This window comes from Mesorhizobium sp. P2_D1 (assembly GCF_056404455.1).
The window spans coordinates 1-26435 of the sequence record NZ_JBFUDZ010000030.1 but is presented as its reverse complement, the minus strand read 5'-3'; the positions used below and the strand labels follow the sequence as shown (position 1 = coordinate 26435).

Annotated in this window: 26 protein-coding genes and 1 tRNA gene; 18 read left to right on the top strand and 9 right to left on the bottom strand. The window is 61.9% G+C overall.

What is annotated here, in order from left to right:
- Positions 1–161 precede the first annotated feature (161 nt).
- The 3 genes from AC1D0I_RS20835 to AC1D0I_RS20825 all read left to right on the top strand — a co-directional run bounded on the left by AC1D0I_RS20835 (position 162) and on the right by AC1D0I_RS20825 (position 4041).
- Positions 162–1565, top strand: coding sequence for an aminopeptidase P family N-terminal domain-containing protein (locus tag AC1D0I_RS20835; protein WP_477397395.1), 1404 nt, complete (start codon positions 162–164; stop codon positions 1563–1565).
- 98 nt (positions 1566–1663) lie between these two features.
- A complete protein-coding gene (locus tag AC1D0I_RS20830; RefSeq protein WP_457153908.1) occupies positions 1664–2737 on the top strand; it encodes an alpha/beta hydrolase in 1074 nt (357 codons plus the stop codon).
- 140 nt (positions 2738–2877) lie between these two features.
- Entirely contained in the window at positions 2878–4041 is a 1164-nt protein-coding gene (locus AC1D0I_RS20825) for an alpha/beta hydrolase (protein ID WP_477397393.1), read from the top strand.
- Between the two features lie 24 nt (positions 4042–4065).
- Here the strand turns inward: AC1D0I_RS20825 and ade are convergent, their stop codons facing one another.
- Positions 4066–5883 (bottom strand): adenine deaminase, encoded by a 1818-nt coding sequence (gene ade, locus AC1D0I_RS20820; protein WP_477397391.1) that lies wholly within the window; start codon positions 5881–5883, stop codon positions 4066–4068.
- Between the two features lie 90 nt (positions 5884–5973).
- A complete protein-coding gene (locus tag AC1D0I_RS20815) occupies positions 5974–6351 on the bottom strand; it encodes a SecDF P1 head subdomain-containing protein (RefSeq protein WP_477397389.1) in 378 nt (125 codons plus the stop codon).
- Between the two features lie 185 nt (positions 6352–6536).
- Here AC1D0I_RS20815 and AC1D0I_RS20810 point away from each other — a divergent pair, with 185 nt between their 5' ends.
- The 3 genes from AC1D0I_RS20810 (at position 6537) to AC1D0I_RS20800 (ending at position 9111) form a co-directional block, all read left to right on the top strand.
- Complete coding sequence (locus AC1D0I_RS20810; protein WP_477397387.1) at positions 6537–7202, top strand: outer membrane protein; 666 nt, start codon at positions 6537–6539, stop codon at positions 7200–7202.
- Between the two features lie 754 nt (positions 7203–7956).
- Positions 7957–8604, top strand: a complete 648-nt coding sequence (locus AC1D0I_RS20805; RefSeq protein WP_477397385.1) for a hypothetical protein — start codon at positions 7957–7959, stop codon at positions 8602–8604.
- A 421-nt stretch (positions 8605–9025) separates the two neighbouring features.
- Positions 9026–9111: transfer RNA gene (locus tag AC1D0I_RS20800), tRNA-Leu, on the top strand.
- 139 nt (positions 9112–9250) lie between these two features.
- On the opposite strand, the gene AC1D0I_RS20795 is transcribed toward AC1D0I_RS20800, so the two are convergent.
- The 3 genes from AC1D0I_RS20795 to AC1D0I_RS20785 all read right to left on the bottom strand — a co-directional run bounded on the left by AC1D0I_RS20795 (position 9251) and on the right by AC1D0I_RS20785 (position 12216).
- Positions 9251–9529 (bottom strand): hypothetical protein, encoded by a 279-nt coding sequence (locus AC1D0I_RS20795; protein WP_477397383.1) that lies wholly within the window; start codon positions 9527–9529, stop codon positions 9251–9253.
- 190 nt (positions 9530–9719) lie between these two features.
- Complete coding sequence (locus tag AC1D0I_RS20790; RefSeq protein ID WP_477397382.1) at positions 9720–9881, bottom strand: hypothetical protein; 162 nt, start codon at positions 9879–9881, stop codon at positions 9720–9722.
- A gap of 1756 nt (positions 9882–11637) precedes the next feature.
- Complete coding sequence (locus tag AC1D0I_RS20785) at positions 11638–12216, bottom strand: NUDIX domain-containing protein (protein ID WP_477306212.1); 579 nt, start codon at positions 12214–12216, stop codon at positions 11638–11640.
- Between the two features lie 155 nt (positions 12217–12371).
- Between AC1D0I_RS20785 and AC1D0I_RS20780 the strand changes: the two genes are divergently transcribed.
- From AC1D0I_RS20780 to AC1D0I_RS20765, 4 genes are all read left to right on the top strand, one after another.
- Positions 12372–13475, top strand: coding sequence for an NADH:flavin oxidoreductase/NADH oxidase (locus AC1D0I_RS20780; protein ID WP_477306214.1), 1104 nt, complete (start codon positions 12372–12374; stop codon positions 13473–13475).
- A gap of 131 nt (positions 13476–13606) precedes the next feature.
- Positions 13607–13924 (top strand): SH3 domain-containing protein, encoded by a 318-nt coding sequence (locus tag AC1D0I_RS20775; protein WP_095090747.1) that lies wholly within the window; start codon positions 13607–13609, stop codon positions 13922–13924.
- Between the two features lie 152 nt (positions 13925–14076).
- The gene (locus AC1D0I_RS20770; RefSeq protein WP_477228526.1) at positions 14077–14355 is read left to right on the top strand and encodes a DUF982 domain-containing protein; all 279 of its coding nucleotides are present in this window, start codon (positions 14077–14079) and stop codon (positions 14353–14355) included.
- A 29-nt stretch (positions 14356–14384) separates the two neighbouring features.
- A complete protein-coding gene (locus AC1D0I_RS20765; RefSeq protein WP_095090749.1) occupies positions 14385–14624 on the top strand; it encodes a DUF2188 domain-containing protein in 240 nt (79 codons plus the stop codon).
- A gap of 160 nt (positions 14625–14784) precedes the next feature.
- Here AC1D0I_RS20765 and AC1D0I_RS20760 read toward each other — a convergent pair whose 3' ends face one another.
- A complete protein-coding gene (locus AC1D0I_RS20760; protein ID WP_477397380.1) occupies positions 14785–15069 on the bottom strand; it encodes a hypothetical protein in 285 nt (94 codons plus the stop codon).
- Between the two features lie 53 nt (positions 15070–15122).
- A complete protein-coding gene (locus AC1D0I_RS20755; RefSeq protein WP_477306218.1) occupies positions 15123–16136 on the bottom strand; it encodes an alpha/beta fold hydrolase in 1014 nt (337 codons plus the stop codon).
- A gap of 184 nt (positions 16137–16320) precedes the next feature.
- On the opposite strand from AC1D0I_RS20755, the gene AC1D0I_RS20750 reads away from it, so the two are divergent.
- The 8 genes from AC1D0I_RS20750 (at position 16321) to AC1D0I_RS20715 (ending at position 25105) form a co-directional block, all read left to right on the top strand.
- Complete coding sequence (locus tag AC1D0I_RS20750) at positions 16321–17064, top strand: competence/damage-inducible protein A (RefSeq protein WP_477397378.1); 744 nt, start codon at positions 16321–16323, stop codon at positions 17062–17064.
- A gap of 97 nt (positions 17065–17161) precedes the next feature.
- On the top strand, positions 17162–17995 hold the full coding sequence (locus tag AC1D0I_RS20745) for a universal stress protein (protein ID WP_457153476.1): 834 nt from the start codon (positions 17162–17164) through the stop codon (positions 17993–17995).
- A gap of 215 nt (positions 17996–18210) precedes the next feature.
- Positions 18211–18711: a xanthine phosphoribosyltransferase gene (gpt, locus tag AC1D0I_RS20740; RefSeq protein ID WP_006200882.1), complete on the top strand. Its 501-nt coding sequence runs from the start codon at positions 18211–18213 to the stop codon at positions 18709–18711.
- A 211-nt stretch (positions 18712–18922) separates the two neighbouring features.
- Positions 18923–19411 (top strand): NUDIX hydrolase, encoded by a 489-nt coding sequence (locus tag AC1D0I_RS20735; RefSeq protein ID WP_477306424.1) that lies wholly within the window; start codon positions 18923–18925, stop codon positions 19409–19411.
- Positions 19412–19532: 121 nt separating this feature from the next.
- The gene (locus AC1D0I_RS20730) at positions 19533–19844 is read left to right on the top strand and encodes a PilZ domain-containing protein (RefSeq protein ID WP_477228531.1); all 312 of its coding nucleotides are present in this window, start codon (positions 19533–19535) and stop codon (positions 19842–19844) included.
- A 594-nt stretch (positions 19845–20438) separates the two neighbouring features.
- A complete protein-coding gene (locus tag AC1D0I_RS20725) occupies positions 20439–24221 on the top strand; it encodes a vitamin B12-dependent ribonucleotide reductase (protein ID WP_477397376.1) in 3783 nt (1260 codons plus the stop codon).
- Positions 24222–24637: 416 nt separating this feature from the next.
- Complete coding sequence (locus AC1D0I_RS20720) at positions 24638–24916, top strand: hypothetical protein (RefSeq protein WP_477397374.1); 279 nt, start codon at positions 24638–24640, stop codon at positions 24914–24916.
- A 48-nt stretch (positions 24917–24964) separates the two neighbouring features.
- On the top strand, positions 24965–25105 hold the full coding sequence (locus AC1D0I_RS20715) for a hypothetical protein (RefSeq protein WP_477397372.1): 141 nt from the start codon (positions 24965–24967) through the stop codon (positions 25103–25105).
- Positions 25106–25151: 46 nt separating this feature from the next.
- Here the strand turns inward: AC1D0I_RS20715 and AC1D0I_RS20710 are convergent, their stop codons facing one another.
- Complete coding sequence (locus AC1D0I_RS20710; RefSeq protein ID WP_477397370.1) at positions 25152–25976, bottom strand: hypothetical protein; 825 nt, start codon at positions 25974–25976, stop codon at positions 25152–25154.
- The coding region (locus AC1D0I_RS20705) for a hypothetical protein (RefSeq protein ID WP_477397368.1) at positions 25973–26435 on the bottom strand (463 nt) is incomplete at its 5' end. The genes AC1D0I_RS20710 and AC1D0I_RS20705, both read right to left, overlap by 4 nt.

Here is a 26435-nt window from a genome sequence, read left to right as displayed (position 1 = left end):
ATCGATCGGGCCGCGCTCCGGCTGTTTGTTGCAACCGCTGCCGTCGTGCGGCCGATCCCGCCTATTGCATATCCGGGGCCCCGACGCCATTGTCCTGCCAGTCTTGCCCCTCTGCAACGGGCATTCGCAGAATCCTTGCAAGCACTTGGAGGCGTTTGTTCATGCCTGTCGCATCGGTCGGCCTGAAATCCATGTCGCTGCCGGAATTCGGCGAGCCGACGGTGATGCCGCTGGTTGCGCGCGCCACCCACGAAGCCCGCATCGCGGCGTTGACGGCACTGGGCGCCAAGGCCGGCCTCGATGCCTTCGCCATCTATGGCGACCGCGAACACGCGGCCAATGTCGCCTATCTCTCGGGCTATGATCCGCGCTTCGAGGAAACGCTGCTGGTCATCGTTCCCGGCAAGCAGCCAAGGCTTCTCGTCGGCAATGAAGGCTGGGGCTATGCCGAACTCTGCGACGGGCCATACGAACGTGTCCTCTACCAGACGTTCTCGCTGCCGGCGCAGCCGCGCGACCGCTCGGACGCGCTGCCCGACATCCTCGCCGATAGCGGCCTGAGGCCCGGCCAGCGCATCGGCGCCATCGGCTGGAAGCCATTCGGCGCGGGTGACGCCGGCTTTGGCGAGATGGCGCTCGACCTGCCCTCCTTCGTCGCCGATACGCTGCGCGCGCTTGTCGGCGACAAGGGCGCGGTCGTGAACGCGGCCAATCTGCTGATGAACCCCACCAACGGGCTGCGCGCCATCAACGAGGCCGACCAACTGGCTGCCTTCGAATTCGCCGCGACCTTCACCTCGCAGGGGTTGCGCAATGTCCTGCAAGGCATCGAACCCGGCATGACCGAATTGCAGGCGGCCCGCTTGATGGGCATGAACGGCTTGCCGCATGGCTGTCATCCGATGCTGTCGGCGGGCAAGCGTGCCGCCTATGGCCTGCCCAGCCCGCGCCTCGACATCATCCGGCGTGGCGACCCGATCACCATGGCCTATGGCATCCAGGGTGCGCTCAATGCACGCGCCGGTTTCCTCGCCGAAGAGGCATCCGAACTTCCGCATGCCATCCGCGACTATGTCGAAAGACTGGTCGCGCCCTATTTTGCCGCTGTCGTCGACTGGTACGAAGCGATCGGCATCGGCACCACGGGAGGCACGCTGTGGAAAGCGGTGCATGACCGCATAGGCGATCCCTTCTTTGGTGTTTCACTCAATCCCGGCCATCTCGTCCATATCGACGAATGGATGCATTCGCCGGTGTTTTCCGGCTCCGACATCAGACTGCGATCGGGCATGGCGCTGCAGGTCGACGTCATCCCGGCGACCGGCAGCGCCTATTTCACCACCAATATCGAGGACGGCATCGCGCTCGCCGACGAGCCTTTGCGCGAGGAGATCGCGGCGCGCTATCCCGAGGCCTGGAGCCGCATCGAGGCGCGACGCGGCTTCATGGCGGATGTACTCGGCATCCGCCTCAAGCCGGAGGTGTTGCCCTTCTCCAACATTCCGGCGTTTCTGCCGCCGTTTTGGCTTTCGCGCAACAGTGCGATGACTGTGACCGGGCGCTGACCACATTTCGGCTGGACGCGACTTAGTTCTGCCGCACTCTGGCTGTCCGGGATGTCGCGGGGGTAGGCAGGCCTTTTGGCCGGAGTTGGAATTTCTGAGTGCCTTTGAAGAATATCTTTGCCATTGTCCTTGCCTTGCTCGTCGCCGGCTGCGCCGGTACGCAAACACAGGAACTGCTTGGTAGCGCGATCGTCGCGACGCCGGTGACGGAGATCGCCGGCAACCACAGCATCTTCATCGCGACGACGCGCAAGAAATCCGACGATCCCAACAAGGTTTTCGACGGTGAACGCTCGGCCACGCTGAATTACGCCCGTGTCACCGTCACGGTGCCAGGCTCCCACCAGACCGGCCAGATCGAGCGCCGGTCGCGCGGCAAATCCGACGACCCGGCCAAATATTTCATGGCGTCCGAAGTCGTCGGCTACGACGCACAGCCGAAGTTCTCCAGCGCGCTCGACGCTGACATCGCGGCGCGCGGCGGCCGCGTCATGGTCTTCGTCCATGGCTACAACACCGGCTTCGATGATGCCGTCTACCGCTTGACCCAGATCGTCCACGATTCCGGCTATCCGGGCACGCCGGTGCTGTTTTCCTGGGCCTCCGGCGCCAAGACCACCGACTATGTCTATGACAAGGAAAGCGCCAGCGCGGCCCGCGACCAGCTCGAAGTGACCTTGAGGATGCTGGAGCAGTCCGGAGCGCGGCGCATCGACATCGTCGCCCATTCGATGGGCACCTGGGTGACGATGGAAACGCTGCGCCAGATGGCCATCAGCGGCGACCGCGATCTCGGCGGCAAGCTCGGCGACGTGGTGCTGGCCTCACCCGACATCGATGTCGATGTGTTCAAGAGCCAGATGAGGCGCTACGGCAAGCCTGACAAACCATTCATCCTGCTGTTGTCCGACGACGATCGGGCACTGAGGCTCTCCGGCCTGATTGCCGGCTCGCGGCCACGCGTCGGCGACTACAAGGATGCCGCCGATCTTGCCTCCTACGGCGTGACCGTGGTCGATCTTTCAAAGGTCAAGGGAAGCGATAGCTTCAACCACACCAAATTCGCCGACAATCCCGAACTGGTGAAGATGATCGGCCAGCGGCTGCGCGACGATGACGGCTTTGCCAGCGATCGTGACGTGACCGATCGCATCGGCCTGCTCGGGAAATAGACGAAATCCCACGATTTTGCCGTGCCTGTTCAGCATCGCAGAAGTCTAGGCTCACTTTGAACTGGACCGCGCCGCCCTCTGGCTTTATCGGAATATCCAGCGACGTCATGCGTTTGACGTCCCCTTTGCGGAGCCGGCGTGTGACCGTGCGTTCGAAGAGCTACCTTGTCGTCGCATTCGCGCTCGCTGTCACCGGCTGCGCCGGCCAGAAAACCCATGATCTGCTCAACAAGACGACGATCCCGGTGCCCGCTTCCGACATCGCAGCGACGCATGAGATCTTCGTTGCCACCACCCGGCAGAGGGCAACAAAGAACCCGCGACAGGTCTACGACGGCGACCGTTCGCTGACCACCAGCTTTGCCCGGGTCGACGTGACCGTTCCCAAAAGCCATCAGCTCGGCGCCATCGAGCGGGTCAAGGGATCCGCAAACAGCAATCCGGCCAAGGATTTCACCGCCAAGGACGTGACCTTCTATGAAGGCGCGCCGCAATTCGCCAAGGCGGTCGGCGCCGACATCGCCATGAGCGGCGGACGTGCGCTGGTTTTCGTGCACGGCTTCAACAACGGTTTCGACGACGGCATCTATCGGCTGACGCAGATTGCCCACGACACGAAATATCCCGGCACTCCGGTGCTGTTTTCCTGGGCGTCAAGCGGCAAGACGACCGGTTATATCTACGACAAGGAAAGCGCCAACGCGGCGCGCGACGACCTCGAGGCGACGCTCAGGATGCTGGCCAAGACGCGGGTCAAGAGCATCGACATCATCGCTCACTCGATGGGAACCTGGGTGACGATGGAAGCGCTGCGGCAGCTCGCCATCACCGGCGATCGCGATCTCGGCGGCAAGCTCGGCTATGTCGTTCTGGCCTCGCCGGACATCGATGTCGATGTGTTCAAGAAGCAGATGATCCGCTACGGCAAGCCAGACAAGCCGTTCGCCATCCTGCTCTCGGGCGACGACCGCGCGCTCAAGCTGTCTTCCCTGATCTCTGGCGACAAGCCGCGCGTTGGCGATTACGGCAATGCCGCCGACCTTGCCAGCTATGGCGTGGTCGTGGTGGACCTGACCAAGACCAAGAGCGGCGACCGTTTGAACCATGCCAAATTCGCCGACAACCCGATCCTGGTGCAACTGCTCGGCGACCGGCTGCGCACACCGGCCGCTCTACGAGCGGACGAGCCCGACGCGGTGCGGTTCGATGACATCGGCCAAGGTATAGGCAAGGCCGTCGGCTCGGTCGCCGAGGTCGTGATCACCACGCCGTTCAAGGTGCTGACCGTCGGCGCTGGCGGGTGATCATCCGAGCGCCGACGGCTGATCTCAGACGAAAAGATCGACCTTCTGGAACGTCGTCACATCGATCAGCCCGACGTCGGAAATCCTCAGTTCCGGAATGACGACCAGTGCCAGCAGCGAGTGCTGCATATAGGCGTTGTTCAACGAACAGCCCATCTTGCGCATCGCTTCGGTCAGCTTCTCGGCCTTGGCGGCGACGATTTCCGCCCGCTCGTCCGACATCAGCCCCGCGATCGGCATTTCGACCAGCGCCAGTTCCTTGCCCTTGGAGAACAGCACGACGCCGCCGCCGACCTCGCCCAGTCGGTTCACGGCCAGCGCCATGTCCTGCTTGTTGGTGCCGACGACGATGATGTGGTGCGAATCGTGCGCCACGCTCGAGGCCATGGCGCAATCGCCCATGTAGCCGAAGCCGGAGACGAAGGCGTTGGTGACGCCGCCTGTGCCCTTGTGGCGCTCGACCAGCGCGATCTGGCAAATATCGTTGCGGCGATCCATGGCGACCAGCCCGTCCTCGACCGGCAGATCCGCTTCCAGTGCACGCGTCGGCGCCTGGTTCTCGATGACGCCGATGACGCGCACGCGCACCTCGTTGGCGCCCTTGGGAGCCGCGATATCGAAGTCGCCGGCCTTGAGTTTCTTGCCGAGCTTGACGGTGTTCTTGGCCGTCTTCGGGTAGTCATAGGCTGGAATGTCGATTTCGAGCTTGCCGCCCTTGGCCAGCCTGACGCCACGCGCATAGACCTCATCGATGGTCATCGCCGAGAGATCCGAGACGATCAGCAGGTCGGCCAGCCGGCCCGGCGCGATCGAGCCGATCTCGCGTTCGAGCTTGAAATGCTGGGCGGTGTTGAGCGTCGCCATCTGGATTGCCGTTACAGGCTTCAACCCTTGTTGGATGGCGTGCCGCACCACCCGGTCCATATGGCCTTCATGGACCAGCGTACCGGAATGGCTGTCGTCCGTGCACAGGATGAAGTTGCGCGGATCGATGCCGCTCTCGGTCACCGCCTTGATCTGCGAGGCGACGTCATACCAGGCCGAGCCCAGCCGCAGCATCGCCTTCATGCCCTGGCGCACGCGCGCAATGGCATCCTCGGCGCGCGTGCCCTCGTGGTCGTCTTCCGGCCCGCCGGCGACGTAGCCGTGGAACGGCAGGCCGAGATCGCGCGAGGCATAGTGTCCGCCAACCGTTTTCCCCGCTTTCACGGTCGCCGCGATCTCGCCAGACATGACCGGGTCGTTGGCGGCGACACCGGGGAAATTCATCACTTCGCCCAGCCCGATGATGTTTTCCCAAGTCATCGCTTCGGCGACATCAGCGACCGTCAGCTCGGCGCCGGCATGTTCCAGCCCTGGTGCCGAAGGCACGCAGGACGGCATCTGCACATGCACGTTGACCGGCATCGCGACGGCTTCGTCATGCATCAGCCGCACGCCGGGCAGGCCCAGCACATTGGCGATCTCGTGCGGATCGATAAACATCGAGGTGGTGCCGTGCGGAATGACGGCGCGGCAGAACTCGGTGACCGTCACCATGCCGCTCTCGACATGCATGTGCGCGTCGCAAAGGCCGGGAACCAGATAGCGCCCGCCGGCGTCGACCACCTTTGTGCCCTGACCGATGGCATGGCTGGCGTTCGGCCCGCAATAGGCGAAGCGCCCGCCGGCGATGGCGATGTCGGTCCCCGCGATGATCTCGCCAGAATGCACGTTCACCCAGCGGCCGTTGCGGATGACGAGATCGGCGGGTTTGCGCCCCATGGCGACATCGACCAGTTGCGTCGCCATCTCGGTCCAGGGTTTGGGTTTCGTCGCGTGCGCCGATGGCTTCTTGGCCATGAAAGACTCCTGTTTGCCCGACTGTGCCAAGCCGGTGTGGTTTTGACCAGCATCAAACTGGGACCTGTTGCGTCCGGCCTTTCACCAAGGCTACCGCGCGCTGACGTCGACCGTGACTTTCGCCTTTCCGGCCGAAATTTGATCGGCGAGACGCCTGAGTTCGCCCTTGGCGAACCTGCCGCTGATCATGACCTCGCCGCCGAGGATGGGTTCGACCAGCCGCGGCGACATCACGACGTTGCCGCCAACGCTGAGATCAATCGTCTTCCCGACATTCGCCTTGGTGAAAGCGGCGAATGCACGCCCACTGTCCGGCGTCATCTTGAGGTTGAGCGCCACTTGTCCTGGCGCCGGATCGGGTACCACCACGGCCTTGGCGATTGTTAGCGTCAATGGCTCGGCCATGGCGAGGCCGCAGGCGAGCAGTCCGATGGCCGTTGCAGCGATCGGGAGAAACAGGACGCGCATCGGGAATTTTCTCCACAAACCGCCGATCTTGCACGGCGACGCTGCCGCGGCAATGCCGCTTGTCTCCGGCCTGGCGGCACCGGGCTAGCGGGCGGCATCGGCCAGAATAGGATTCCGTTTTGTCGTAAATCGGGTTACCCTTCCTGCAAGGGCCTTTCTGAATTCGTCATTTCGGGGAGTTCGATGTGCGTCGCCTGATGGTCGCAACTGCCGGTTTTCTCGCTGCCCTGGCCGTGCCGGCTTCCGCAGCCGACCCCACCGTCGACGTCCCGATGACCGCGCCCGGCTTCGACTGGACCGGCTACTACGCCGGCCTGCAGGCAGGATATGGCTGGGGCCAGTCCGATATCACCGGGACGGGGGGCGAGCCATTTTCCGTCTCGCCCGATATCGACGGCGGTTTTGTCGGCGGCCATATCGCCGGCCTGTGGCAGTTCGACCAGGCAGTGATCGGCGCCGAGGCCGACCTCAACTATTCCTCGGTCGACGGCTCGACCGAGGCGGAGCCGGGAAACACTTTCGGCACCGACGTCAAATGGTTCGGATCAATCAACGCCAAGGCCGGCTACGCAATGGACCGGCTGCTGGTCTATGGCATCGGCGGCATCGCCTTTGCCGGCATCGAAACGTCGCAAGCGACAGGCACGGCGTTCGACAGCTCACGCACGAGTGTCGGCTGGGCAGTGGGTGCCGGCGTCGACTACGCGCTGACCGACAAGTTCGTCGTCGGCGCCCAGTATCGCTACTATGATTTCGGCTCGGAGCATTTTGACGCGTCCGGCGATTTCACCGACCGCGACCAGGATGTGAAGCTGAACACGGTGGGTATAAATTTGAGCTACAAGTTCTGAGCCTCGCCAGCGGCCTGGCGCGACCCGACCAAGGCCGTGGCTCAAGAAGCTCTTTTGGTGGAAGGGGCGGCCGACGCCCCCAGTTGGGCGGGGTGATGGGTTGGGCTGAGAAGCGCCGGCCTGGGCGGGTTTGATCCGCCGAGTAGTATCATACCAGTACCTCCGGCGCGCATAATTCCGTGATCGCACCATTATGTTCAAACCGCCCCGGTCTGGCTTCCGTATTCAGACTTGACCAGGAACACGACTGGACGGCCCGCATCCTGACATCTGAAAAAGGCCGGCCTGCAGATGTGGTGGAATTGGTAGAGGCAAGGGATCTTAGATGCGAGCCAGGCCGCCCAGACGCGTCCTTCGCAGTCTTGGCCAGCCTTGTTTTCCGGGCTTTGCAGGCGCGGCCTGAGCCCGACATATCTATCAATCCCTACCCTTCCCTACCCTTCCCTTCCCTACCCTTCCCTGCTCTTCCGGTGCCAATTGCGGTGCCAAATCAAAAGCCCGCCACCTTGAGGCGGGCCGTTGGCGGCGCGGTGTACCTCATCCGGCTGTACCTCATAGAGCCATCTTGCATTTCGCGTTCTTCCCTGCACTCCATCGGGAGCGGCCCGCTTCAGGGGAACGCTCAAAGCTGGTTGACCAGGGGAGAGGTTGACCAAGATTTGTTCAAGTGCCACGAGGGATGTACCTCGTGTTTCCGCCTTGAAGAGGCCCGCCGTCGTTAGCCAGGCGGGCCAAGACGAGAAGGAGAACGAACTTGGACACCTTATTGGCGCTTGCCGCTCTGGCCGTATCTCTGGTTGCACTTGGCATGTCCGTCTACTTCTGGAGGCGACAATTTCGCCCGATCGTAACGGCCGCGGTCAAAACTCACAGCGGCGGAAACGATGGGATCGCCTACAATCTCGTGGTGCTGAACTCTGGATCAATTCCCGCGAAAAATATCCGCCTGATCGTTCACGACCAGGCGGGCCTCAAAGCGGCGCTCGGAGTCGGTGCCAATGAGGATGCCAAAAAGCGGTGGCTGGCGTGTTTCACTCAGTCGACGGAAATTCCACTCCTCCAAAACGGCGATAAGACGACCTGCTCGTTTGGGATGACGCACAGCGATCCGCGGCAAAGCTTTTGGAAACCGCAAGCCCAGTTTTGGATCCGCATTGAATATGAAGGTTGGTTCGGCGCTAAGTACGATTCGGACCCACTTAACGTTTTGCAGATCGCCGATTCGGACAACTTCACCGGAGGGATGTGGGCACCGGTGAGAAACCCGCCACCAGGGACGGCGGGAACCTCTCAAACTGGGTCGAAACTCAGATTCCGTCCACCCTCCAGCATTCCTCGGGCATCTCCCCAGCGTCCTGTTCGCCATCCTCGATCCACGCGGTATTATCGACCTTCATCGTGAGCCGCTGATCGGTTCCTACGGTCCGCCCGAGTGATGGCTCGTCTGCATCCTTGTCGTGCGGTTCGTCCAGCACGTCGCCGCCGTGCTCGTTCTCGGCTTCGCACTCGTCTTGGCTTGGGAACGTAGCGTATGCCCAGCCAAAATGCGGTTCCACGACCTTACACCCCATGCTCCCGCACTGATCGCCAGTGGGCTCGATGTGGTTGCAATCAGCCGTCGCCTAGGGCATGCGTCAGCTGTGGTCACGCTGTCAGTCCACGCCCATCTGTTCACACGGTCGGACGAAGGTGTTGCAGCGGCGATTGAAACCACGATGACAACGGGCGCAGAACAGTAATCCGGCCTTTCAGTGCCAATCCGGTGCCAAAGCGGGCTTGAATGGCTGGACCTATGTTCGCTTAAGTGCTTGTAATCGCGGCCTGCGGACGTGGCGGAATTGGTAGACGCAAGGGACTTAAAATCCCTCGATCTCTGATCGTACGGGTTCGATTCCCGTCGTCCGCACCACTCTCGGCTGCCGCGCCTCCAGGCAAAAGGCTCCCTCGGACGAACCAGGGACCGCAGCCGAACGGCTGCCGGCGCGCAGTGTCACGCCAGCGGCTTAGCGAAAAGGCTGTTTGGGGCCTCTGCGGTGAGGCGAGCGCCCTTACTTGATATAAACCAGCACGTAGCGGCCCTTGTAGGGCTGGTAATACTTCGTCCCGCATTTCCAGACCACGGCGCCACCGTTGTAGGTGGTCTTCACGCATCCTTTGGGCAGGGTCGTGATGTAGATGGTCGTCCTCTGGATCACGACCGTCTTTGCTTCCGCCGGGTTGACGAGGCGAAAGCCCAAAATGCCGTCAAAGCCGTCGCCGGCCACCGAAGAGATCGCGAGCACGCCACAGATGGCGACCGCGCGAAAGAACGAACTGCGACTGATCATAAGCATTCCCCTTCCCTCTACTTGCCGCTCTGGCAGCCTACCAGCAACGCGCAAAGCTTCAAAGGACTTAAAATCCCTTGAGCTTTGATCGTGCGGGTTCGAATCCTGTCTTCTGCACCATGTTGAAATCAGCGCTCAATGGAGAAGCCCGCCACGATCGGGCGGCGGACCCTTCGTCGCGCCCCTGCGATCAGGACTTCTTGTCGCCATTTGGATTTGGTGCCGGGGCCTCTCGCACGTCTCGCGGTGGCGGATCGACATGTTCAGGCTCCGGCGATGCTTCCTTGTCGGGACGACGGAGCGTCTTCTTCGTGTCAGGCTTCGGTGGCGGATCCTTGACTTTGCTTGGCATGTCCACTTCCTMCCATCCCCCTGAAACCGGATCCCCGCTCTCTTGTTCCGTGAGCCGGTCAAAAGGCTCGCCATGTGAGGCGCGGCTGTACCTCATCCGGGTGTACCTCATAGAGCCATCTTGCATTCGGGGTTCGTCCCTCACTCTCCGTCGGCAGCGGCGCGCTTCAACCTTTCGGTGGTAGCCCTTCATGCGGATGCGCTCTGGCTCTCGCATTAGCGCGGGCGCATGCTTCGGGTCAGCCAGCACAGCGCCTCCTCGAGCCCGGACTGGTTAGGCCCAGCGGCCACCGCTGCTAGTCCCCTAGCAAGTCGCTGGGCCGCCCCGGCAAGAATCCACTCCCGTCAGCGCATCACCTTCGGCGCGACCTCCGCGATCCTCACCTTGTCGGCGATCTCCCTTGCCGCCGCCATCGCTTTGGCCCTGTCTCTGGTGGTCGAGCACGGTCCGCCAATGCGGCTTCTCGAAAACGCTCACCATCTAGATTGCGGCCGGTTTGTGCTCCACCTTTTGCTACTTCCTTCGTTCATATGGGTGTGTTCCCCTTATATTAGCAGTGGCATATATATCGTCGCCAGCCGGCGCCGCCCCAACCCGCCCCGCCGGTCAGGCCCAGCCGCCTAGCTGCCGGTCACAACTAGCAACCAGGCCGCTGGGCCGCCCCGCCCGGGTCGTGTCCACCGCAAAGTCGGTATGATCCAAACGGCAAAAATGCAGGCTCCGCGCCACTCTCCGATATCGTCAAACACGTCCCGCACCAGTTTCCCAATGCATCGACTCGCGATCCGGCCGAGCCAGTCGATCAGCGCTTGAACATCCAGCTTTGTGGACTTGCAGCACAGCGGCCAATAGCAGGGGAAAACGTCCGAACAGGCTTCTGTTGCAGGGTAGCTAATATTAGGGTTGGCTTCAGCCGGCTTGCCCCAACAAGAAGCCCCAAGCCGGTTAGGCTCGGCGGCCTCTCGTCACCCCGATCGGCTGTCGAGCCGCATGAAGGCTGATGGCTGAACGAAAAGCCTCGCCGCTCCATTTGCGAAGCGGCGAGGCCCCCACCCACCCCAATGCCGGCCCCAACACCCGGCATTGCTGACACTGCAAATCTGGTGCCAAGCGCAAGTGACCCATTACGGGACATCTGCGTGCGTCAGCTTGGGAGGCCGTGGGCAAGGATTGGTCCGGCCGGAATCGCGCGTGGGCGCAGGCGTGGCACGGTTCTTGCTCCGACAGCTTCAGACATGCCGGGCGCAAGACGCTGTTCCACATCGACACCGGCGTGTGAGGTTGGGACAATGATGTCGCGCAAGCTTCTGTTCGGCCTTCCCGCAGTGTTCCTGGTCACGGCCCTGGCGGTAGCCCTCCTGTCGTCTGAGATGTCATGGGAATTTCTGACGGCGATCCAATCCGATTCAGTCTTTTGTTCAAGCGGTCCATCACGCGCGACCTTATCGGCGTCGGCTTCAACGTCACGGACTTTGCCGTCATGTGGATAGCACAGCCAAAATTCGGAAACGAACGGCGTCCCGCAGCGTCTTACCGAGATTGGGCCATGGCACGCTTGGCCTTGATCACTCGGTTGGCATCAGCCTTTCGCGAATTCGTCGCACCGCGCTACCGGCCAGAACTTCACTATATGCGCGGCCCCGGGCCGGCCTCCGCGCGCCGGGCGCGCGAACGCTGAATATCCACGGCCAACGACCTTATTCGGCCATCGATCCGAGAGCCAGCCTGGCGACAGGATGCAACGCGAGAAAATCGATCAAGCAGGAATCGGATTCAGCTTCAGATGCTGGATGAGGATGATGGTCTTGGCGTCGATGATGCGGCCATCGGCAATGCCGGCCAGTGCCTCGTCGAGCGGCATTTCCAGCACTTCGATGTCCTCGCCCTCTTCCGGCGCGCCGCCGCCGGCCGAGATGCGGTCGGCAGGCGAATAGCGGGCGATGAAGAACCAGAGCCGTTCGGTGACGCTGCCCGGGCTCATATAGGGTGAAAACAGCCGTTCCACGTTCTGCAGCCGGTAACCCAGCTCTTCCTCGGCCTCCTTGCGGATGCAGGTTTCCGGATCGTTTTCGTCCAACAGGCCGGCACAGGCCTCGATCAGCGGCTCGCGGTGGCCGGTGACGTAGGCTGGATAGCGGAACTGACGCACCAGAAGCACGGTCGAGCGCGAGGGATCGTAAGGCAGGATCACCGCGCCGTCGCCGCGATCATAGGTCTGGCGGATCTGCGTTTCCCACAGTCCGTCACGCCGGCGGTAGTCGAGGACGGTCTTCTTCAGGACAGCCCAGTCGTCCGAGAGGATTTCCTCCGAACGGATGCGAATGCGATCTTCCATCGTGGTCTCCATGCTACCCGGTCGAGGCGTAGCCGCGAACCGGCATTTGCGCAATGCAGGCAATCGGTCCAAAAAGGGCGTGTCACCTTCTCGTGTCTGGCGCGTCTTCGATCCACTACCTAGATAGCGGTTTACCCCTCCCGGAGCCCTTTCTCATGACCGCATCGCTTTTTCAGCCAATCACCCTTGACGGCCTCACCTTCCCCAATCGCATCGCCGTCGCGCCGATGTGCCAATATTCCGCCGAAGACGGCTCGGCCAGCGACTGGCACCTCTACCACTGGATGAACCTTGCCATGTCCGGCGCCGGCATGGTCACGGTCGAGATGACCGATGTCGAACGGCGCGGGCGTATCACGCATGGGTGCCTCGGCCTTTATTCCGAAGACAATGAGGCGGCCGCCCGCCGGACACTGGATGCGGCCAGACGCGTCGCCGCTCCCGGCACGAAGTTCGGCACGCAGCTTGCCCATGCGGGCCGCAAGGCCTCCAACCGCAAGCCGTGGGAGGGCGGCGGGCCGCTGCAGCCAAACGAGGATCCCTGGCAGACGGTGTCGGCCTCGGCCATCGCCTACGACACCGGCTGGAACGTGCCGCGAGCGCTGGAGGAAGAAGAAATCCTGCAGCTCATCGAACGCTTCGCCGAGGCGGCAAGACGTGCCGAACGCGCCGGCTTCGATTTCCTCGAACTGCACGCGGCACACGGCTATCTGATCTTCCAGTTCCTGTCGCCACTGTCCAACCAGCGCACGGACCGCTGGGGCGGCTCGCTGGAAAACCGCATGCGTTTTGCCGTCGAGATCGCCAAGGCAGTGCGGAAGGCAGCGCCAAATCTGATGCTCGGCGCGCGGCTGTCGGTAAAGGACTGGGTCGACGGCGGCTTCGACATCGAGGATGCGATCGAAGTGGCAAAAGCCCTCAAGGATGTCGGCGTCGCCTATCTCTGCTGCTCGAGCGGCGGCAATTCACCGTTGCAGAAACTGCCCACCGGACCGGGCTACCAGGTGCATCTGGCGGAAGCCGTGCGCAAGGGCGCCGGCATTGCGACCCGCGCGGTTGGCCTGATCGACGACCCGAAGCAGGCCGAAGCGATCGTCGCCGAGGGCCGCGCCGACATCGTGGCGCTGGCGCGCGCCTTCCTGGCCGATCCGCGCTGGGGATGGCGTGCGGCGGCCACGTTCAGCGAGACAATCCACCCGGCGCCGCAGCTTGCCCGTTCGGTGACGACGATGCAGCACTGGATGAAGGCGGCGGGCTGATCGATCGGTTCTCCTGATCCCGGCGCGGCCCGCAGTTCTGGACAGTTTGCCACAGCTTGGCTTCAATTCTGTCCGCGAACTGTTACCTTGGGTGAGGCTGCGGCGGGCGCGGCCGGGCTTGGGAGGAAATCATGTCGTTCAGGGCATTCTTGCCTGTTGCAGCACTGACAGCTGTGGCCGGACTTTGGATCGGCGCGTCGACACCGGCCAGCGCGCAATATTGCGAGGGCACGGTGCACGGCCTGTCCGGCCGCTACAATTTGGCGACCGGCAGCGGCTTTCTTGCCGTGCGGACACGGCCGAACTCGTCCTCGCGGATGATCGGCCAGCTGTTCAATGGCGATCACACCGAGATCTTCGACCGCCGCGGCAACTGGTATCAGGTCGAGATCGGCGGCAGGACCGGATGGGCAAATGCACGCTGGTTGCGCAACGATTGCGGCTACTGAGACGCCCGAGCATGTCACCCAAAAGTGGATCCGGTTTGGAATGACGACATGCGTCAAACACTGACCTAGAGCGTGTCGCAAACGCGACGCGACTTTTGGGCGCAGGCTGAAGGACATGGTYGCAACCAAATTGGCTGCTTTGCGTTGCGGCCATGATGGACAACAAACCTTTTGAAGTGCCGGTCGTCGTCGAACTTGGCCACGTCGGCAAATATCGCCATATCCGCAGCGCCCAGGAAGCGGCTGAGTGCCTGATGACCGTTTGGCCGCTCAATCGCGGTCCGCGCCATCGTGATGCCCTCGACACTTGCCTCAAAGTGCTGGAAGGTTATCGTTCGACAGCAGATGCGCGCCGGGCACTGATTGAAGCCGCCAAGGAATCGGAAGTGCTGGTGCCCGACGACAGACTGCCCGACGGCCGGCTGCATTGAGCAGACGGACCTTTCAACTGGAGGTTTTGATGGCGAAGCTGACTTACAAGATCGTCGAGCATGACGGCGGCTGGGCCTATAAGGTCGGTGCGACCTTCTCGGAGACGTTTCCCACGCATCAGGACGCGCTGCGCGCCGCCGAAATCGCTTCGGCCGAGCAACAGGTCGCCGGAGCTACGGACGGCATCCAGTACGAGGACGCCGAAGGCAAATGGCACGACGAACTGGCCGACGGCCGGGACCGCCCGCAGACAGAAGTCTCCGAGTAAATTCTTGTATCCTGGTCTCAGTAATCGGGCAGGCAGGGCGCCGACCGCGGACGTCCGGAGAGAAGACGTCCCGCAGCCGGCGGCTGCCCTGCGGGCTTTGTCTTTTTGAGCGCGATCTTTTCCGAAAACCGATTACTCGCTTTTGGGGATCGTGCTCCGACTATTTGCCGCAATACTGATCGTTCACGTTCCCCTGGGCATTCGCATCGGGACCGGCGGTGTCGGAGGCGCAAGGGCCGATCGGGCCGGTATTGCCGAGGGTGTTCAAGCCTGATCGGTCGCCGTTGATGCTTCCGGTGGTGGTGGTATCGACGCTTGTATGGTTTCCGTTGCCGAACGGCCACCAGTCGTGATTGTTGGAATAGGTGCTGTCCGACGACTGCGCCATCGCCGATGTGGCAAGACCGATCGTCAGGACGGATGCTGCAAGAAGTTTCGTGACCATTGAACTACTCCGTGTCTTTGCCGCCTTGGGTGCGACGCGGGTAAAACCGGCAATCAGCCTGATGGTTCAGTGAAATTGTCGTGAGCCGGCGGTGATGCCCGACCGGCGAAGGCTCGATTGGCGACGCGCTCGATGAAGGCGACGATCCGCTCCGGCGCGACGAATTGCGGCATATGTCCCATGCCCTCGACCAATTCGAAATCGAGCCCCTCGATCCTTGACCTCATCGGCGCACCCTGGGTGTGAAACGTGGTGACGCGATCGGCATCGCCGAAGAGAATGCCGGCCGGCATGGCGATCTCGCCGTAGCGCTTCTCGATGCGGCCAAGGTCGCGCTCAATCGCCACGACATCGGAGGACATGGCGTAGAAATGGGCCGGCCTGAGCCCGAGCCAGCCGCCGCCTCCGACCATGTAATCGCCGGGCAGGACCTGCGGCGCGAAGATGAATTCCATTGTCGGCCGCGCATATCTGAGGCTTGTCGGTATCGCCACCGTATAGCTCATGATCCAGCGCCACAGGCGTGACGGAATATAGAGTGAGCCGAACTTTTCGCGCCCGCCGGCTTCCATATGGGTCAATGGCGCCAGGAGAGCGATGCCGGAAATCGCCTCGGGATGTTCCACCGCCAGGGTCAGCGCGATGGCACCTCCCAGGGAATGACCGACCACCAGCGGCTTTTCCAGCCTGAGAGCTTCAATGAAGCGTCGCACGATCTCGGCCTGTTCGGGCAGCCGCCCTGTCGCCCCGCTCGCACGCACCGAATAGCCCGCGCCCGGGCGATCGAGCGCGATCAACCGGTAGCCCGCACCCAGCCGCCCGAACAGCGTGTGCCGGAAATGGTGGAGCTGGGCGCCAAGCCCGTGCAGGAACACGATCGGCAGCCCTTCGCCCTGATCGACATAGTGGATGCGGTTGCCGTCGACCTCGATGAATTTACCGACCGGCGGCACCAACCTTTCGGTCTTGGCCGCGATCCACAGCGTCGCCAGCACCAGACTGGCGATCCCCAGGACCGCCAGCAACAAAAGTCCGGCCAGCAGCCATGACAGAAACGACAGGAGCATTGTTCACCCGCACCAGAACCGGCTTGAGCTTAGCCGCATCCGGTGCCGCTGCAACCTTGCATCGAAACCGGGCCTGGTTCGATGGATATCTCGCATACCGGCACAGATTGTTCGCCGCCCAGCCGGCATTGCGGCTGCTGCCGCGCCGCGCTATCTGAGGCGACTCGTCTTGCCGGAGCCTTCCATGCCCGAAATCGTAACCGCCGCCATGCTAGTCATCGGTGACGAGATCCTGTCCGGCCGCACCAAGGACAAGAACATCGGCCATCTCGCCGATATCATGACGGCGATCGGCATCGACCTGAAGGAAGTACGCATCGTTCCGGACGAGGAATACGAGATCGTCGCGGCGGTGAATGCCGTGCGCGCACGCTACACCTATGTGTTCACCACCGGCGGCATTGGCCCGACGCATGACGACATCACGGCCGATTCGATATCCAAGGCCTTCGGCGTGCCTTGCGAATACGATGCCAAGGCCTATGCCATGCTCGAGGCAAGCTATGCCGCGCGCGGCATCGAATACACCGAGGCCCGCAAACGCATGGCGCGGATGCCGCGCGGCGCCGATCTCATCGACAACCCGGTGTCCGTTGCGCCCGGCTTCCGCATCGGCAACGTCCATGTCATGGCCGGCGTCCCGTCGATCTTCCAGGCGATGCTCGACAATGTCGTGCCGACGCTGAAGGCCGGCACCCGGATGCTATCGGCAAGCGTGCACTGTCCCTTCGGCGAAGGCCTCATCGGCGGACCGCTGGGCGACATCCAGAAAGCGCATCCGGACACGATCATCGGCTCCTATCCGAAATATGGCGATGGCAAATTCTGGACCGAACTGGTCGTGCGCGCCCGCAGCCAGGAAGCGCTTGACGCAGCGCGTGCCGATGTCGAGGCAATGGTGGCCGGGTTCGCCAGCAATCCGGGCTGATCTGGTCCAGACAGGAACCAAGCACGACGCTGCGACGTTTCCTTCATGCGAGTTCGATCGGCCGCAATTCTATCGCTTGTAAACTGAGGGGATTACCATGCGATTCAAGACCATCGTCGCCATTTTGCAAAACGAACAGGACGCCGAGCGCGTGCTGGACTGCGCCGTTCCGCTCGCCAACCGGTTCCAGAGCCATCTGACCGGTATCCACGCCGAAACGCTTCCTGTGCCCTACACCTCGGCCACCGGCTTTCCGGACACCGAGTTCCTGCAGGTTTCGGCCGACATGAACCGCGAGCGGGCCGAGAAGCTACAGGCCATTTTTCTCCGGCATATCGAGAACTCCGGACTTTCCTTCGAGTGGCGAAGCCTGGAGAGCTTTTCGGGCGACAGCGCGCTGACCGGCATTTCCAGCGTGCGCGCCGCCGATCTGATCATCGCCGCGCAGCGCGAGACGGGCGGCGACCCGAGCGCGGATGTCGATACGCTGGTCTATGATGCCGGGCGCCCGGTGCTGGTGGTGCCGCACGCCGGCCCGCTAGTCACCACCTTCAAGCATGTGCTGCTCGCCTGGAACGGCAGCAAGGAAGCCGCCCGCGCCGCCTTCGACGCGCTGCCGTTCATCATCGAAGCCGAGAAAACCGACATATTGGTCATCGACCCACCAGACTCGCTCGACGAGAGCCCGGAAGCCGCCGGCGCCGAAATCGCGTCCGCGCTGTCGCGCCATGGCGCCACCGTCAGCGTCTCGGTGCAAAGGTCGGGCGGCAATTCCATCGACGACATCATCCAGACCAGAATCGCGGAGACCGGCGCCGATCTGCTGGTGCTCGGCGCCTACAGCCACTCCTGGCTGCGCCAGCTTCTGTTCGGCGGCGTGACGCGCACCGTTCTGCGCACGGCGCCGGTGGCGGCCTTCCTGTCGCGCTAGTGCGTGTCGCCCAAAAGGGACCCTGGTTTTGGGAGAACGACACGCAGAAAACAAAAACTTAAAGCGCGTCGCTTGAATCCGTTCAACGCGACGCGCTTTAAGTCCACAGCGATCGCCGGCCCTGCCCTTGCCAAGGCCAAGGCTTTCCAGTTAATTCCGCGCGCATTCCCCTGTTTTCTTTGCGCGCGATCCCCGCGTGCTGCGGAGTGCGCGACATGTCCCTTCCCGAAAAAGCCTTTCCAGTCTCCTGGGACCAGTTCCATCGAGACGCCCGCGCGCTTGCGTGGCGGCTTGCGGGTGCCAACAAGGGGCAATGGAAAGCGATCGTCTGCATCACGCGCGGCGGACTGGTTCCGGCTGCCATCATCTCGCGCGAACTCGGCATCCGCGTCATCGAGACGGTCTGCGTCGCCTCCTATCACGATTACACCAGCCAGGGGCAACTGCAGGTTCTCAAGGAGATCACCCCCGCCCTGCTGGCCGATGACGGCGCCGGCGTGCTGATCATCGACGACCTGACCGATACCGGCAAGACGGCGGGCATTGTGCGCGCGATGATGCCGAAGGCGCATTTCGCCACTGTCTACGCCAAGCCAAAAGGCAGGCCGCTGGTCGATACGTTCGTCACCGAAGTCAGCCAAGACACCTGGATCTATTTCCCGTGGGACATGGGCTTCACCTATCAGAAGCCGATCGCCGACGATCACGCCGGCTGATTCGCGACAGCGCGTTTTTACTAAATTTGTAGCCACTCCCGGGTACCATTTGCTTTCGGAATGGGCCCACAGGGTACGATTTCCTGTGAATTCGACCTTTGTTGGCGGAAATTGGCCAGTGCATCCAAAGTTTTTACTTTTATTGCTGACCATTGGCCGTAAGATTCGTGAGGCGGCAAAACGATTCTGGAGGCTGGGGCTAGCTTCTCCGATGTTGACAAGGCCAACGACGCACAACCATCTGGCTGAAAGGGTCCGGCGACTCTTCGGCACGGCGCCGTGTCGTCTGCAGGTTGCTGCCCTACCCTGGCGGGATACCGGTAATGGCGTCGAGGTCCTGCTGATCACCAGCCGCGATACCGGCCGCTGGGTGTTGCCCAAGGGTTGGCCGGAGGCCAGGGAGCCGCTCTGCGAGGCTGCCGCGCGCGAGGCCGGCGAGGAGGCCGGACTGCGCGGAACGGTGTCGCACCTTGAGGCCGGTCGTTATTTCTACGCCAAGGTGTTGGCTTCCGGCGAGGAAGTGCCGTGCGAAGTCCTGGTGTTTCCGTTGCACGTCGACAAGATCGCGGATCGTTGGAAGGAAAAAAATTCGCGCACCCGCAAATGGGTCAGTTCCAAGGACGCGGTACGCATGATCAACGAACCCGACCTTTGCCAGATCATCGCCTATTTCTGCGCCGATCCGCATAGATTTCCCTGATCGGACGTCCAGCGCCAAGGGCCCGGTCCACACCTGTCAGGCACACCGGCACGGTTTTCGATGCGACGCCATGAATGGTTTGCTAACCATTCACGGATAAGAATCGTTCGGCGTGTTATCGATGGTGAACCCTGTAGACCCACTGCCGGAAGATCCCGGCGAGCCCAAGCGCGAGCATCGTCCGCGCGTGCTCAAGGGTGGAACGATCATCACCGGGATTCAGAACTCGGAGGTCGGCTGCACGCTGCGCAATCAGCACGACAGCGGCGCCGAATTGAAGATACCGCTCGAGGCCCGGGTTCCCGATCGCTTTCTTCTCTATGTGCCGCTCGACGGCATCGCCTATCGATGCGAGGTTCGCTGGCGCCGCAAGGACCGCGTCGGGGTGCAGTTCACCGGCACCGAGCCAAAGCCGAAAATGCATTACGGCTAATCCCTGGTGATTCAGCGGCGAAGAGGTCGCCGCGCGGCAAATCTATCCCCGTTATCCACATATGTGACACACAAGATGTTGGGGTCACAAAAGCTACGCAAACGAATCCTTGACGGCGCAAAACGAGTCGCCTTTTATAGGCCATGCGCTCCTGTTGAGAGTGCGACCGGAAAGTTCTGAGCCCGGTCTTTTTCCCGGATTATGTGCGTTTTTGCCCGCATTTCCGCCCGTTTACGAGGCCGGCGGAAGCGTTGGGGTTGTGGGGCGGTTGGGGACAATAGGGAGAATTGTCGGACTGGAATAAATTGTCTGTTAACACTATATTTAGTGTTTGCAGGCAGGTTCGACGCTAGATAGTGTGAACTTCCCTCGAGTGAGGGAATCGGAAAAAAATCAGTTTTGAGGGACCCGCGGGGTTCGTCGGCGTGTTGGACAGGCACTTCGCAAGGAGTTTGACCAGCAGGGCCGGCGGAGACTGCGAAATGGAGAGCCGGCCGTTTTCGAACGCCGGCAGGCGGCGGACATGCGTGTTTCGCATTGGGGGCAGAAATCCCCTGACGAAAGCGCTATATATAGACAAAAGGGATCGGACCAATGCGCATCGAGCGTCGTTTCACCAAGCAAGGGCAATCTGCTTACGCGGAGATCGAATTCCGCAAGGCGCTTTCGGAGATCAAGAATCCGGATGGCTCGGTGGTGTTCCGTCTCGACAATATCGATGTGCCGGCGCAGTTCTCCCAGGTTGCCGCCGACATCCTGGCACAGAAGTATTTCCGCAAGGCCGGTGTCCCCGCGCGGCTGAAGAAGATCGAGGAGAACGACGTCCCCTCCTTCCTGTGGCGCTCCGCCGCCGATGAGGCCGAGCTTGCCAAGCTGCCGGAAGCCGAGCGCTACGGTTCCGAGATCGACGCGCGCCAGGTCTTCGACAGGCTGGCCGGCACCTGGACCTACTGGGGCTGGAAGGGCGGCTACTTCAAGGCGTCGGAAGAAGACGCCCGCGCCTTCCGCGACGAGCTTGCCTACATGCTGGCCACCCAGCGCGTGGCGCCGAATTCCCCGCAATGGTTCAACACCGGCCTGCACTGGGCCTATGGCATCGACGGCCCGAGCCAGGGCCACTTCTATGTCGACCCGTTCACCGGCAAGCTGACCAAGTCGAAATCCTCCTATGAGCATCCGCAGCCGCATGCCTGCTTCATCCAGGGCGTGCAGGACGACCTCGTCAACGAGGGCGGCATCATGGACCTTTGGGTGCGTGAAGCGCGCCTGTTCAAATACGGCTCCGGCACCGGTTCCAACTTCTCGCTGCTGCGCGGCGAAGGCGAAAAGCTGTCCGGCGGCGGTCGCTCGTCCGGCCTGATGAGCTTCCTCAAGATCGGCGACCGCGCGGCGGGCGCCATCAAGTCGGGCGGCACGACACGCCGCGCCGCGAAAATGGTCATTGTCGACGCCGACCATCCCGATATCGAGGAATTCATCGACTGGAAGGTCAATGAAGAGCAGAAGGTCGCCTCGCTGGTCACCGGCTCAAAGATCGTCAAGAAGCACCTCGAAGCGATCATGAAGGCCTGCGTCAACTGCGAAGGCCAGGACGACGATTGCTTCGACCCGTCGATCAACACCGCGCTGAAGCGCGAGATCAAGGCGGCCAAGAAGTCCGCTGTGCCGGAGAACTACATCTACCGTGTCATCCAGTTCGCCAAGCAGGGCTACACGTCGATGTCGTTCAAGACCTACGACACCGACTGGGATTCGGATGCCTACCTCACGGTTTCGGGCCAGAACTCCAACAATTCGGTGTCGCTGAAGGACAATTTCCTGCGCGCYGTCGAGGACGATGCCGACTGGCACCTCACCGCCCGCAAGGACGGCAAGGTGTTGAAGACGCTGAAGGCGCGGGACCTGTGGGAAAAGATCGGCTACGCCGCCTGGGCGTCGGCCGATCCGGGCCTGCATTTCAACACGACGATGAACGACTGGCACACCTGCGCTTCGGCCGGTGCGATCCGGGCGTCCAACCCGTGCTCGGAATACATGTTCCTCGACGACACGGCCTGCAACCTGGCCTCGATCAACCTCCTGCCCTACCGCAACGCCGACGGCACGATCGATATCGCCGCCTACGAGCACACCGTGCGGCTGTGGACCATCGTTCTCGAAATCTCGGTCATGATGGCGCAGTTCCCGTCGAAGGAGATCGCCAAGCAGTCCTACGAATACCGCACGCTCGGCCTCGGCTATGCCAATATCGGCGGCCTGCTGATGACCTCGGGCATCCCTTACGACTCCGACGAGGGCCGCGCCATCTGCGCCGCCCTCACCGCGATCATGACCGGCACTGCCTATGCCACCTCGGCCGAAATGGCCGCCGAACTCGGCGCCTTCGCCGACTACGACCGCAATGCGCAGAACATGCTGCGCGTCATGCGCAACCATCGCCGTGCCGCCTATGGCGAGAAGCAGGGCTATGAGAAGCTCGCCGTCAACCCGGTGCCGCTGGTCGCCTCCGACCTGAAGCAGCAGGACCTTGCAGTGCACGCCAAGGCTGCCTGGGACCGCGCCATCGAGCTCGGCGAGGAGCATGGCTATCGCAATGCGCAGGCGACCGTCATCGCGCCGACCGGCACGATCGGCCTGGTCATGGATTGCGACACCACCGGCATCGAGCCCGACTTCGCGCTTGTGAAGTTCAAGAAGCTGGCCGGCGGCGGCTACTTCAAGATCATCAACCGCGCCGTGCCGGAAGCGCTGCGCACGCTCGGCTACTCCGAAGCCCAGATCGGCGAGATGGAGGCCTATGCGGTCGGCCACGGCAATCTCAACCAGGCGCCCGCGATCAATCCCGGCGCGCTCAAGGCGAAGGGGTTCACGGACGACAAGATCGCGGCGCTCAACGCAGCCTTGAAGTCGGCCTTCGACATCAAGTTCGTCTTCAACCAGTGGACGCTCGGCGCCGACTGGGTGAAGGAGACGTTTGGCTTCACCGACGAGCAGCTCAACGACTTCTCGTTCGAGATGCTGCCGGCGCTGGGCTTCTCCAGGAAGGACATCGAGGCCGCCAACATCCATGTCTGCGGTGCGATGACCTTGGAAGGCGCGCCCTTCCTCAAGGCCGAACACCTGGCGGTGTTCGACTGCGCCAGCCCGTGCGGCAAGATCGGCAAGCGCTCGCTGTCGATCAATAGCCACATCCAGATGATGGCGGCGGCGCAGCCCTTCATCTCCGGCGCCATCTCCAAGACCATCAACATGCCGAACGACGCGACGGTGGAAGACGCCAAGGGCGCCTACATGCTGTCGTGGAAGCTGGCGCTGAAGGCCAACGCGCTCTACCGCGACGGCTCGAAGCTGTCGCAGCCGCTCAACTCCTCGCTGCTCGCCGATGGCGAGGACGACGAGGACGAGGCGATCGAGCAGCTGATCGCCGCACCGGCGGCGGCGCGCGCCGCACAGATCACCGAGCGGATCGTCGAGCGCATCATCGAGCGCGTGTCGCGCGAGCAGGAAAAGCTGCCCGGGCGCCGCAAGGGCTACACGCAAAAAGCCAAGATCGGTGGCAACACCATCTTCCTGCGCACCGGCGAATATGACGATGGCCGTCTCGGCGAGATCTTCATCGACATGAACAAGGAAGGCGCGACGCTGCGTGGCCTTCTCAACAACTTCGCCATCGCCATCTCGCTCGGCCTGCAATATGGCGTGCCGCTCGACGAATATGTGCACGCCTTCACCTTCACCAAGTTCGAGCCGGCCGGCATGGTGCAAGGCAATGATGCGATCAAGAGCGCGACGTCGATCCTCGACTACGTGTTCCGGGAACTCGCGATCTCCTATCTCGGCCGCAACGACCTCGCCCATGTCGACCAGTCGGACTTTTCCAACACCGCACTTGGCCGCGGCATCAGCGAGGGCAAGACCGACGCTGTCTCCAAGGGCCTGACCCGTGGCGCCTCGCCGGTGAAGCTGGTGTCGCGGGTGAGCGGCAACGACCCGAAGGGGTTTGCGGCTCCCTCGGGCGCCCCTGCCCGCTCAGTGCCGACCGCCTTCTCCGGCTCCAACGTGCTGGCGCTGAAGCCGGCCACCGACGAAGCAGTCGCCTACAAGCGCGACTATGAGGAACGGGCGAAGGAATTGGCCGAGGACATCGCTTTCGAGGAAGCGGCGGGCGCTGCTTCGGACGCCACGGCGGCACTGTTTACCGACGCCGCGGCCAATGAAGCGGCCGAGGCAAAGAAACTCGCCAACGACCGCCGCGCCAAGTCACTGCTACAGGGCTACACCGGCAATTCCTGCTCCGAGTGCCAGAACTTTACGATGGTGCGGAACGGGACTTGCGAGAAGTGCGATACTTGTGGTGCCACGAGCGGGTGCAGCTGAGCGACATCCGAGACTGAGGATGCGACCTGATTTTGTCTCTGGGAGAAGCATTCTGGCTCCAATGCGACATAAGGTCTGTCTCTGAGACCCTGACGCGTCACCGTATCTGGCTCAACGTCATGATAGATGGCTCGTTCGACACTCGAAGTTGGTTCACCTGCTGACAAGAGCCGGAACTAAAGCAATTTCCCGGGCGCCTCGCTGCTGAGGTCAACTTTGTCCCTGAGCACCCATTTGAGTCCTCCGGCGACTTAAACTGAGTCCGCGAACAAACGAGGCCTCCGCAGCCACGCTGCGGAGGCCTCGTTCTGATCGACCCCAGATCGCTGTGAATTCCGGGCGTTGCCGCATCCAGGAGGCTCAAGCCGGAACAAATCATGATCGTGTCTTTTTAGAGGGGCCATCAACCGACCCAAATGACCGTATCCCAGACTCAGATTCGCCCTCCCGCAAACTGGCAGGATTTCGAGCGAGCTTCGGTAACCTTCTGGTCCGAACTTCTCGATGATGACGGACTCACGCGTTTTGGCCGGAATGGCCAAGCACAATATGGACTGGACATCACAGGTTATCGCCGTCGTGATTCCGGCCACCTTGTCGGCATCCAGTGCAAGTGCATTTATCAAGATACGGAAGTCGACCGCCAGACAGTCATCGACGATGTCAGGAAAGCGCTCGATAGCAGTTTCCTCTAAAGGAACTACCTCACCCACACCGGGCCGAACGACGGCAAGCTCGATAGCTTGGCGATCGAACTGACCAAAGGCCAGAAGGAGGTCGGTCGGGACATCATCATCAGAGTATGGGGCTGGGGAACCCTCAAAAACCGAATTGCCCAATACGAGAAGGCTATCGAAGCCTTCGACCCGACCTGGAACGCCTAAGCAGAAACTGGACTGAATAGAACTCGACACCCATCCAAGGGCGTTCTCAATCCCTCGCAGCCTGGCGGTCTTTCAATTGCCGTGTCAGGCCGCGCAATATCAGAATGATCGCTTGATCGACGTGCGGAGTTGACGCCAAAACCATATTCTCGTCGGCCGATAAACCATTGTTAAGGTCAGTTTTCTTAAACGCCCTAAAACGATTTCGCCCGTGCCATGGCCTAGGAACCCCTTTCTTAAGGACACCGATCTCCTCGGCGACATCGCGAGCACATCCGCCAAATCCACCCATTACATAGAGCGGTTGTTTAGCTTCGAGGGAATAGAGTGCTTCCTCGGCGATGCCAGGCATGTTTCCCCTGAACTTGTCTACACGGCCTCCCAGGATGATCCTCGCGTGTGTTTCGGCAATCATTCGATGCCGCATCGTCGCGAGCCCACGCGCCCACTGCGGCTCCGACGGCTGCTGAGGCTTGAGCTTGCGCCGCTCGTTCATACCCATCGCATTTCCATCGAGATCGAGCAGCCTGAGTTCGGCCGCGCCCTCAAGCTCCGCGGAAGCCTGGACGAGTTGCTCCGCTTGTTGATGGATATGAACCGGCCACGCGAGATAGTTAGTGACGGCGTGCCTTCCGCGCTTACCCGCGTCGCGGCCGTGGCGGGCAGCCAGCTCAAACAAAAGCTTGCTAAATCCACCGACGCGAAGGTCCCCACCATAAACCAAACTAGCCCCGAGAGCCAATGTATGCCTGGCGATTTCCGTCATCGCGTCGCGAAGATGTTCCCCTTGAAGACCTAGCGCAGCCATGTCAGGGCTGTCGGAGGTCGATACGGCGATCACCTTACCATCAAAGACTTCACGGTACGTCATCGCACCGCTCCCGCGAGCCATTCGGTAACGCTCCTGAGCTGTAGGTTCGGCGCTATGTCGTGAAATAGGCGCTCCTCCTCGGCGCCCAGAGGAGGGTCCGGATAGACGATGACCGCTTGCTCCCCGTCATTGGCAGGAACCAAGTCGGCCAAGGAGATCAACTCAGGCGGCCTTGGGAGGAAGGTCACACCCGGCTTCGCATTCACACGCATTAGTTCCACTCGGCACTGCCACAAAAAGTCCCTCAGAATCTCGCCCAGCAACGCGCGTATGACAACATCGACGCGGTTATCATTTTGTTCGTCCAGCCGTATGATCGGTACGTTTCCAAGATATGGAAAGCCCCGCTCGTCAATGTCGGAGATACAGTTCGCTATAACGAGAGGCCGGTTATGTCGTTTCGCCTCAATTATCTCGCGTCGGCACCATTCCCTTGATGAGAATGAGTCCGTGTGGATC